The organism is Novosphingobium umbonatum (genome assembly GCF_004005905.1).
In the GTDB taxonomy this organism is placed as follows: domain Bacteria; phylum Pseudomonadota; class Alphaproteobacteria; order Sphingomonadales; family Sphingomonadaceae; genus Novosphingobium; species Novosphingobium umbonatum.
On record NZ_SACO01000022.1, the window covers coordinates 22,030 to 32,614 of the forward strand.

Sequence of the window (10,585 nt, forward strand, 5' to 3'; positions counted from 1 at the left end):
CGTTTCCGTTTCGCCCTATTCGCCGTTTTGTGCGCCGGGCTGGCCACGCCGGCCTATGCTGGCCTGCCCTTTATCACCGACGATCCCGTTCCCATCGACCACCAGCGTTGGGGGATCTACAATTTCGCATCGACTGTTCGAAGACCTGGGCAAGTCGCCCCTCACGCAGGGGCGTGGCCACTCGCCATAAGGTTATGATTGGCGCTTCGCCCGACGCCAGCGTCCCGAAACCATGGTCTTGGCCTGCTTGCTAACAGCCCTGTCGCTATTTGAATGAATGGCGCCGGCCTATCGATAGGGCTGCTGTGCCGCAACAATGAGAAGCGATGATGGGGCGTATCACGCGTGGGGAGGCAAACGCGGATGGAAGAGGAATTGCGCGACAAGCGGTTTTGGCGAAGAGTGCTGACCAAGATCCGCCGCAACGTCCATCATGACGATGCGGAGGATGCCTTGCATTCGGCTTTTTTGCGCCTGCATCGCTATCGCCGCGACCATTGTGTCGATGATAACGAGGCCTTTCTGATCCGGGCGGCCCGGAACGTTGCCATCGATGGCTTCAGGCGGCAAGAACGCTTTACTCAAAAGGATTTTGACGAAATATGTTTGGAACTGGCCGATTCCAGCCCTTTGCAGGATGAGGTTTTTGAGACCCGTGCGCGTCTACACTATATCCAGCAGTGTTTGGATCAACTGACCCCGCGAACAAGGCAAATTTTCGAGATGCACAGATTGGACAATCTTAAATATCGCGAGATCGCCGAGCGCCTGGGTATCAGCCAGAGTGCCGTGGAAAAGCATATTGCCAAGGCGGCCCTATTTATTGGTCAATGGGCCAAGAAGCGGGACGCGTGACAAAACCGATGGCAGAGGATGAGCCGGGAGGCCCCGATGCGGAGGCGGCCGTATGGCTTGCCCGCCTGCATGGGGATGATTGTTCCGCCGCCGACGAGGAAGGCTTTCGTCGTTGGATCAGCGCGGATTCTGCCAATCGCGACGCTTTTGAACATTTGACCGAGGCATGGGAACTGGCCGGATCCGCCCGGCGTTCCCCTTATCGCATCGATCTGGAGCAGGCGCGGCCAGCGGGGGTATCACGGCGGAGGGTTGTCTGCGGGGCATTGGCGGCCCTGACACTGGCCGGTGGTATGGGCTACTGGCAAGTGGCACTGGCGGGGGTCTATCAGACCGATCTTGGCGAACAAAAGACGGTGACGCTTCATGATGGCACGCTGGTCGTGCTCGACACCGCCACGAAGATCCGGGTGCGCTATAGCGATGCGCGGCGCTCGCTTGAACTTGTTCATGGGCGCTGTAGCGTCAATGTTGCCCCCGATGCCACGCGTCTGTTCGATGTGACGGCGGCCAACAACACCATCATCACCTCCCATGCCGATATCGACATCCGTGCCGATCATGGACGTATTCAGGTGCTGTGCATTGCTGGAAAGGCTCTGGTGGCCACATCGGGCGCGACGATACCGCGCGCTAGTCTGGTGGCTGGGCAGCGGTTGGTGGCCGGTGAGCATCTTGCCGCCCGGATTGATGAACCTGATGTCGATGCAGAACGGTCCTGGAAGGCTGGGCAACTCAATTTTGACGGTGAAGCGTTGATGGATGCGGTCGAGGAAATGAACCGTTATTCGACGGTCAAGCTGGTGATCGCCGATCCGCAAATCGCCCAGCTTCAGATCAGCGGCGTTTATCGCGCGGGGGACAATCTCGCCTTTGCCCAATCGATTCAAAAGATTTTGCCGGTTACGGTGACCGTTCAATCCGAAAAAATTCAGATCCATTCCGCCGCATGAGAATTTTTTCATCCGGGGGGTGAGGTAAAAGCGCAGGCCCAGCGTCCCCTTCCTGTCAGAGCGCGAAAATCGCGCAAAGGGAGAGACATATATGACGTTGGGGAGGGGGATTGCCTTGCGCAATCATTTAATCGGTAGTGTTGCCTTGCTGGCCATCAGCAGCCAGTCGGTGCTGGCGCAGTCCAGCGTGCCTGTGCAGGTCAAGGCTCAGTCGCTGGAGCAGGCTCTGAAGGATGTCGCGCGCCAAACGCATACCAATATCCTGTTCACGCCCAATACCGTGCGCGCCTATCGGGCGCCAGAGGTCAGCGGTGCGATGGATGTGGCGCAGGCCGTCCGCCTTCTGCTGCGCGGCACGCCGCTAGAGAGCATTTCCGATGGCCGGGGCGGTCTTGTCGTGCGCAACAAGGCTGTGACCGCGATGCCCTTGCAGGGGGAGCCTGTATCGACTGCTGCCCCATTCGCGGCGGATCAGGCGACGCGCGAGGCCGATGCGCCAACCGCATCGCTGCAAGACATCATTGTGACAGGGTCGCGTCTGGCCACCAGTGTCAAAAATAGTCCGACGCCCATTACGCAGGTGTCGGTGGCCGAGCTTGTCGCCACCCATCCCACGACCGTGTTCGAGGGCCTCAAGGGCTTGCCCCAGTTCGCCGGTTCGACCGGCGTAACCAGCGACCCGCAGGCCGCAGGGCAGACCAATTCGAACGTCAGCGCGCTGAGTCTGCGCGGGCTGGGTGCTCAGCGCACGCTGATCCTTTATGACGGGCATCGTATGCCGCCCACCCAGTCGGATGGGGCGGTCGACATCAATCTCATCCCGCAGATGTTGCTCAAGCGCGTTGATGTGGTGACGGGCGGCGTTTCGGCGGTCTATGGATCGGGCGGCGTGACGGGCGTGGTCAATTTCGTGACCGATCGCAAATTCAACGGGCTCAAATTGCAGGCACAGGGTGGCATCTCGCAATATGGCGACGATCCCTCGCATGAATTGGGCATCGCAGGCGGCATGGCCCTGTTCGACGGGCGCGGCCATATCGAAGGCAGTTATCAGCACCATTATGACGGCGGGATCATGAATCGCTCAAGCCGGGCGATCACGGCGGGCCGATATACGCTGCAAGGCAGCGGCACCACGGCCAGCCCTTATGCCATCGTGGCGGGTGCGACAATGCAGGATACCACCTTTGGCGGGCGTATCATGCGCTTTGGCAACAGCCCGCTGGCGGGTATGCAGTTTCTGGCGGGCGGTGTTCTGGCCCCCTTCAACAGCGGCGCAGCGACCAGTTCGGGCGGTGTGCAGATCGGCGGCGATGGCGGCTATTACAACTCCTCCTCGCTGAAAACGAAGCTTAATTTCCACCAGATTTACGAAAGGTTCGATTTCGACTTCAACGACCGACTGCATTTTTATCTCACCGGCGCCGGGACTATCGAGGATAGCTATGCGATCGGCTCGAACAACAAGCTGTCCTATGTCAATCTGAGCGCGACCAATGCCTTTTTGGCACCCGCTTATCAGACCGCCTTGCTCAATGCAGGCCAGTCGACCTTTACCTTCAACAAGCTGTGGGATCCCAGCGTGGTGCCTCCCACAACTGCGGCGGACTATACATCACAGTGGTTCGTGAACACCGGGCTTGAAGGTGCGTTCAGCAAGTTCAAGTGGGAAACCTCCTTTACCGCAGGCCACGCTTTTTCGCGCAATGTGCAGAACAATGACGTCAATTATGGCCGTCTTTATGCCGCGCTGGATGCGGTGAAAGACCCAAGCAGCGGCAAGATCGTTTGCCAGGTGTCGCTAACGGCCAATGCCGGGCTTTATCCCGGCTGCGTTCCGCTCAATGTCTTTGGCCCCGGTTCGGAAAGCCCCGCCGCGGTCAACTACATCATGCAGCAGTCGGTGTTCCGCACCAGCACCAACCTTGTCGACGCCTCGGCCCAGATCAACGGGCCGTTGTTCGAGGGATGGGCCGGGCCGGTGACCGCTTCTTTGGCGGGGGATTTGCGCCGCCAAACCTACAGTCTGGTCAGCACTTCGCTGCCCGGCACGGTCGCGCCGCTCAATTGCACCGGGCTGCAATACAATTGTAACCCCGGACAAACCCAGCAGGCAGGGACCGCCGTGTCAAACCGTCCCCCGGTCAGCGAGACCGTGGGCGAGATCGCGCTTGAGGGCAACATTCCGCTCGTCAACGATGCCCGCTTCATCCGCAACCTTTCGCTCAATCTGGCGTTTCGTCATGCCCGTTACAGCGACAATGGCAGTTTGACCGCCACCGACCCCTATGTGCGCCACACCTATGGCGCGCAGACGTGGAAGATTGGCGCGATCTGGAAAGTGAGCGACCAGTTGACCGTTCGCGCCGCGCGGTCGCGCGATTTCCGCGCGCCCACGCTGATCGATCTGTATGCACCGGCCACCACCGATCATATCCCCTTTTTCGACATGCTGACCAACACCGGCACACCTGCCTTGACGCAGACGGGCGGAAATCCCACCTTGCAACCTGAATTTGGCTATACCACCACCGCCGGGTTTATTTTCCAGCCCACGCCCAAATTCAGCCTGTCGGTCGATGCCTATGATATTGTCATCAAGAACGCGATCGTGCCTTTGTTCGGGTCCGATCCGCGCGTACAGCAGGCGTGCAATGCCAGCGCTGGAACGTCCTCGCTATGCGCGTTGATCGAGCGTCCTTTGGCCTATTCGAACACCACGCCGGCCAATGCGGCCACCAAATGGTATCTCAACCTGCCGGTCAACATCGCCCAGCAGCACACTTGGGGCGCCGACGTCGAGGCAAATTTCCGCACGAAACTGGGGCAAAATCCGCTGGCGTTGCGGGCATTGGTGTCATGGCAGCCGCATCTGTATCAATCGATCCCCGGCCTTGCGGTCGAGGAAAGCGCCGGCTTCGCTTTTGGCAGCCAAAACGCGGGTGGACCCGTGTGGCGGGCGTCGGTGTTCGCCAGCTATGATCTGGGCAAGAGCGTGACCGTCGACTGGATGACGCGCTTTCGCAGCGGGCTGAAATTCGTCGCTTCGGCATCGGAAACCTCGGTTTCAAAGCTGCCCTCGGCCAGCTATTCGAACCTGACCGTGACCTACCACATTCTGCCCACAGCGGATGCCTATGTGAACGTCCTCAACCTGTTTAACAAGCTGCCCCAGCCCGCCGCAAGCGCAGGCCAAGGCTCCTTCCCCGGCTTTAGCGGGGGCTATTACACCGGCGATGACATCGTGGGGCGCTACTTCAATGCCGGTGTGCGGATGAAGTTCTAAGGCGCAAAGGGCGGCTGGCGCGTAGCCGGTCGCCCGCTTGATGCTACGCGGCGAGGACAAGGCCAACATGCAGAAACTACGTTACTATCACCGATTGGTCATGCTGCTGATCGTGGTATTCATGATAAATTATGCCGTCACGGGCTTGTGGATGCAGGGCATGGACATTCGCTCCTATTTCACCCACGCCCCGGCCAGCGATCCCGCGATGATCTCTCTGCGCGAAAGTTTTAACGGGCCACCCAATTTCGAGGTTATTGCTCCTTCTGATTATTCTGCGGCGCCGTTGTCTGCCGGCGCCGATCTGGTTGCGATGCTGGAACGCGGCTTGCCTGTGGCGCGCGCGCAGGCCGATGGCCGGGCGCTGCGCTATGTCGAATTGCGCATGGTGGGCGGCAAGCCCGAACTCATCGCCGATGCCAAACCGGTCGCCCAACCTGGCGGAGTCAAGTTGGGCGAGCAGGACGCGCATGATAAAGAGGTCAAGAATGACCTTTTCCATATCAACCCGGTCAGCGGCACGTTTTTGCGCCGTCAGATCGTGATGAACGGACGGCCAGAGGAAAATTTCCGAAACACCATCAAGGGTTTGCATAATTTTGGCTATCTTCAATTCGCATCATCGGTGATCGCGGTGCTGGCCGGGTTGGGGCTGCTAGCGATGATCGTGACGGGCACGCTGGTCTATTTCAAGCTGCTCAAGGCCCGCCAAAAGCTCAAGCGCGGGGCGTGGTTCTGGCAAGCGGGGGGATGGTGGCGCACCTTGCATCGCGGCGTCTCGGTGGCGGCGGCCCTGTTCCTGCTCGTGATCGCGGCCAGCGGCACCTATATCTCTTTCGAAGGCCTGTTCGTGCGGACGTCGATCGAGATTTACAAGATGAACCACGGTGGCCAGTTCGAATGGGGACCCGGCACCGATGCTTCGGCGCCCTTGTCCGACCGTGACTTGCCCGCGATGCTGACCGCGACCTTGGCGGCCCAGCGTGCAACGGCGCCCGACCAACCGGTCAAGGTAATCCGTCTGCGCTATTACAGCACCATGGCGCAGGGCGTGGTGGTCAGCGGCACCGACAATGAAACGCAGCAGCATGTCTACAACACCGCGACGCGTTTGCCCGTGACCGAGACCGAGCCGGGTTATCCCGAATCGCATCTACCGCTGGGCTGGCAGATGCATCAATGGGCCAAGCAGGTGCATCGCGGCGACTATCTTGCGCTGCCCGGCAGCACGGTGTCTGGGCATCTGGTTCATGCTCTGGCGGGGCTTGCGCTGCTCTATCTCTGTCTCTCTGGCCTAGAGATGTATTATTCCATGTGGAAGAAGCGCCGGGACACCGGACGAGCGGGCCTGACATGGAAATGACTGCTGCCTGATCTTTTTAATCATCACACAGGATATGTTTATGTCGCAATTTACCATCGTTGATCGCAGCGGCCACACCACCTCGGTCACCGTCAAGGGCTCGGGAAGCAGTGTCATGGAATTGATCCGCGACGCGGGCGTCGACGAATTGCTGGCCCTGTGCGGGGGATGCTGTTCCTGCGCCACCTGCCATGTTTATGTCGATCCCGCCTTTGCCGATCGTTTGCCACCGATGTCGGCGGATGAGGATGACCTGCTCGACTCCTCCAGCCATCGCACGGCCCAGTCGCGCCTGTCCTGCCAGATTGTGTTTGACGACAGTCTTGATGGCATGGCGCTGTCGCTGGCGCCCGAAGATTGAACTAGGTTCAAAGGCGAGAGGCGCCATGGCAGGTCGCGCCGTCACAGCCCCAGCGTCATCCGCAATTCGCCGGAAAAGCTCTTGCCCTGTTCGGTGTCGAGGCGTTCTTCCGGCTCTTCTGGACGGCGGCCTTTTTCCGGGCGGCCCAAAAGCGCGGAGAGAACCAGAAGCCTGTCGGGCGCCTGCGGGGAATAGGCCAGATAGCCGGGGCTGTCCCAGCGAATTTTAACCCCCTGCGCGCCTGACACCTCGGCCCAGCGTATAGCCTTGACGCCGCCCTGTTCCGCGCGGTCGGCGCGCCACAGGCCCAGTTGCGGCGCGCTTTGCAGATTGGGATAGGCGTCATATGGTCCCAGCCCCAACCAGCGAAGCTGTGTCAGATCCGGAGCGGTCTGAAAATCCAGCCCGACATAGGGCAGCCATTGGGCTCGAACCTGCGGCGCAAGGCGATAACGCAAGTTGAGCGTTCCCGCGCTGGTGATGTCGTAATCATAGGTCACGTTGAACGCGTCCTGCGCATCCACGCGATAGTCGACGACAGCATGGATCGTCACGCTATCCTTCGACCGGTTGACGCGCCATTGCGTGACGCTGGGTGTAAAACTGTTGAGATCGGGCAGATCGGGCGGGCCTTTTTCGCCGCGCACGATGCCCTGTTCGGTGTCATTGAGCGGGCGCCAGATCGTGGGGCGCATCCCCAGCACAGAAGGCTTTTCCCCCACTGACGCCTTGGCCAGCACGCCCTTGCGCGGGTCAAATTCAAACCGTGCCGCGCCAGCATTCACGATCACCGCATCGGGCTTTTCGTCAATCGCGATAGTCCCGGCGCCCGGTGTGGGCGCGCTGGCCAGAGGATGGCGCAATTCGACAGAACGGCGCGTAATCAGGCTGCCATCGGCGCGGCTAAAGCCGAGGTCGAGATAGGTCGTTGCGGCGGCCTGTGTCGCGGTCAGACCATCGAGCGGAACATCGAGCGATGCCACAGCATGGGGCGGTCCGGCCAAGGCCGACTTCCCCTGCGCCACGACCGTTTCGTCCTGCATCAGGCGCCATGCCACGCGGATCGCGGACAGATCGGTGAAGTCATAATCATTTTGCACCGGCACGCGCGCAAAAGCCTGTCCCGCCACCACATCCAGCGCGCTGACCGCCGGATAGACCGGGGCATAGACCGCCTGTGTTTCCCAATAATCACGGGTGGGATTGCGATAGGAATCGGTGATGCCGTCAAACCCGTCCGGGATCACCAGCAGGCTATGCGTGGTTGTCCCATCGGGCGCGCGCTTTGGGACGGAAAGGCCTTGATCTGCCCACATCCAGATCGCCCCGCCCGCGCCGGAGGGATGCTTGGTCAGCGCTTTCCAGCGCGCATCCAGCCCGCCAAAGCCGTCATTGCCATAGGCATGGGTGAATTCGGTGGTGACAATGGGCCGATCCGCGCGCCCGGCAAGTTGGTCATAGGCGCGCGCGGTCCAGTAATGGGGCGCCAGAATGTCGATTTCGGGCGGCAAGCTGGTTTCGGCGCGCCATGGCATCAGCACCGGGCGCGTTGGGTCCAGCCCCTTGACCATGCGCACCGCCGCCAGGTGCAGCGATGTCAGAGGGTCTTCATTGCCCACCGACCAGATAATGACAGAAGGATGATTGAAGTCACGTGCCACGGTTTCATAGGAACGCAGCATGGCCGCGCCTGCCAAGGCGGGGTTGTCCATATGGTCACCGCCCGAACCCATCGGGATCTCGTCGCTGACATACAGGCCCAATTGGTCGCACAGGTCTAAAAAGCCCGTGGCGGGCGGATAATGGGCAAGGTGGATATAGTTGATATTGGCCGCCTTCATCAAGGTAAGGTCTTGCCGCCATTGTTCGGGTGTGGTGGCGCGGCCGGTGTCGGGATGTTCATCATGGCGGTTGACGCCGCGCAGTTTCACCGCTTGCCCGTTGACCCGCAACACGCCGCCTTTTGTCGAAATCTCCCGAAAGCCTACAGCGATCTGGCGCTGGTGCGTCACTTTGCCATCATCGAGGATGTCCACCGTCAGCTTGTAGAGGTTGGGCGTTTCGGCAGTCCATTGCTGGGGCTTTTGTACATGCAGATCCAGCGCGGTTTCGCGCCCGGTTTCCGGGTGGGCGGGCAGGCTGAGTATCTGGCTCTGCACCAATTTGCCGCCAGTATCGGTCAGCGTGGCGCGCAATTGATAGGTTTGCGGGCCGCTATATTCGAGGTTTCCGGGGTAATCGCGCTTCTGCTTGCTTCCCACCATGACCCTGACATGCAAATCGGCGTCGCGATATTGCGCATCAAACCGGGGAACAGCCTCTACCCTGTCAATCCAGCGGGCCATGGGCGTGGCCTCCAGCGACACGCTGCGATAGATACCGCCGAGCGTCCAGTCATCATTGGTATCAAAGAGATAGCTGGGCTGGGTCTGGCGCACGCGCAAGGCCACCAGATTGCCTGCGCCCGGCTTGAGCGCGCTGGTCACGTCAAATGAGATGGGTGTGAAGCCACTGTCGATGCGGCCCAACGGCTTGCCGTTCACCCAGACTTCCGCCGAGGACCATACGCCGCCAAAGTGCAACAGCACGCGCTTGCCCGCCCAATCGGCCGGAACCGTAAAATCCTTGCGGTAAAAGCCTTGGGATGCCTCGGTCTTGAACGGTTTGTAATGCGGGTCTTCAAAGCCCTGCAAGGCCCAGTTCGACGGCACGGGGGTGGATACAAAGCGGCTTGCGTCGTAACCGAGTGCGTAAAAACCGGCCATGGCCTGTGCATCCGCCTCATTCAAGGCCAAGGAAAACTGCCATTGGCCATCTAGTGACAGCGTGTTGGCGCTAGCCGGTGCGACTTGTGTTGGCGCTGACGGGTTGGCGGCAAGGACTGCCACAGGCAAGGAAGTGGCGGCGATGACCGACCCGATTATAACCCAGTTTCGCATGCCGGCCCTCTCCGAATGTTCATATTATGATATTAAATTTCGATATATGCATTATGGGTGATCGTGTCGCCAAACAAAAGGGAATTTTTTCCGCCGGCGTCATGCATGCAGGCGGCATGGGCATGGCCTGTTCCGCCATTGGCGCAGTTCCGTCGCCCCTAAAGCAGCCGTCCTAATGCACAAGCGGTTGAGCTTGTTTGCGCTTGAGCGCGATTTCCGTCAGTTGGTGCCCGAATTTTCAGAAGCAATGCTGGTCGTTGACCATTGCTATCATCCATCGGCTTGAGCGATGACGAAGCGGTAGACCGAGCGGTGAATGTACGACCGCTGGAGAAAATGGGGGCCGGAAAGGAGTATTCCCGGTTCGCCTACCTGCCAAGCCTTTGTTGAGAAGGCATACACGGTTCGATGAATGGCGGGTTTTGGCATAGTCGGACGCATCCGGCAGCGGCGACGATCGGCAGAAATGTCCCAAGCCGCGTCATTGCGCAATTCAAAACTTTGGTTGTCTCATCATTGGCTATGCATGCGCGGTGCTGCAATTTTGCTGCTTGCTTGGCGCAGGAAGCGCGGACGCCGATAAGCATAACTGGCGGGAAATGCGGGCCAGCGCCTCATTCCAGGACGCCGACCCGCGCCCATCGGGATAGGTGTGTGTGCGATGGGAAATGCGCGTTACCAACGCCTCGTGACGTTAACGTTACGCCTTTTGGCGTAACAGCGGGAAATTATCCTGCGAAATAGCAGGCCAGCTGGTTGGGTCATAAACGGCTGGCCTGCCCCCCAGATGGGATCGCGGGGAATGGTTAATTAGACGAATTGTCGATA

General features: G+C 59.9%; 6 protein-coding genes. 5 read left to right on the plus strand and 1 reads right to left on the minus strand.

The genetic code is table 11. The annotated features are described in order from the left end of the window. The first annotated feature begins 363 nt into the window (after positions 1-363). From EOE18_RS17385 to EOE18_RS17405, 5 genes are all read left to right on the plus strand, one after another. Positions 364-855 (plus strand): RNA polymerase sigma factor, encoded by a 492-nt coding sequence (locus EOE18_RS17385; RefSeq protein ID WP_127711893.1) that lies wholly within the window; start codon positions 364-366, stop codon positions 853-855. Beyond that, entirely contained in the window at positions 852-1,808 is a 957-nt protein-coding gene (locus EOE18_RS17390; RefSeq protein ID WP_164852810.1) for a FecR family protein, read from the plus strand. The genes EOE18_RS17385 and EOE18_RS17390 overlap by 4 nt, the downstream gene beginning before the upstream one ends. A 91-nt stretch (positions 1,809-1,899) precedes the next feature. After that, positions 1,900-5,094: a TonB-dependent receptor gene (locus tag EOE18_RS17395; RefSeq protein ID WP_127711897.1), complete on the plus strand. Its 3,195-nt coding sequence runs from the start codon at positions 1,900-1,902 to the stop codon at positions 5,092-5,094. A gap of 67 nt (positions 5,095-5,161) precedes the next feature. After that, positions 5,162-6,457, plus strand: a complete 1,296-nt coding sequence (locus tag EOE18_RS17400) for a PepSY-associated TM helix domain-containing protein (RefSeq protein ID WP_164852811.1) — start codon at positions 5,162-5,164, stop codon at positions 6,455-6,457. 40 nt (positions 6,458-6,497) lie between these two features. Then, on the plus strand, positions 6,498-6,818 hold the full coding sequence (locus tag EOE18_RS17405; protein WP_127711901.1) for a 2Fe-2S iron-sulfur cluster-binding protein: 321 nt from the start codon (positions 6,498-6,500) through the stop codon (positions 6,816-6,818). A gap of 41 nt (positions 6,819-6,859) precedes the next feature. Here the strand turns inward: EOE18_RS17405 and EOE18_RS17410 are convergent, their stop codons facing one another. Then, positions 6,860-9,757 (minus strand): glycoside hydrolase family 2 TIM barrel-domain containing protein, encoded by a 2,898-nt coding sequence (locus EOE18_RS17410; RefSeq protein ID WP_127711903.1) that lies wholly within the window; start codon positions 9,755-9,757, stop codon positions 6,860-6,862. Between the last annotated feature and the right edge of the window lie 828 nt (positions 9,758-10,585).

Excerpts from the sequence above, each read along its gene's own strand:
- EOE18_RS17385 (WP_127711893.1), top strand. The coding sequence starts at position 364 with ATGGAAGAGGAATTGCGCGACAAGCGGTTTTGGCGAAGAGTGCTGACC.
- EOE18_RS17395 (WP_127711897.1), top strand. The coding sequence starts at position 1,900 with ATGACGTTGGGGAGGGGGATTGCCTTGCGCAATCATTTAATCGGTAGT.
- EOE18_RS17400 (WP_164852811.1), top strand. The coding sequence starts at position 5,162 with ATGCAGAAACTACGTTACTATCACCGATTGGTCATGCTGCTGATCGTG.
- EOE18_RS17405 (WP_127711901.1), top strand. The coding sequence starts at position 6,498 with ATGTCGCAATTTACCATCGTTGATCGCAGCGGCCACACCACCTCGGTC.
- EOE18_RS17410 (WP_127711903.1), bottom strand. The coding sequence starts at position 9,757 with ATGCGAAACTGGGTTATAATCGGGTCGGTCATCGCCGCCACTTCCTTG.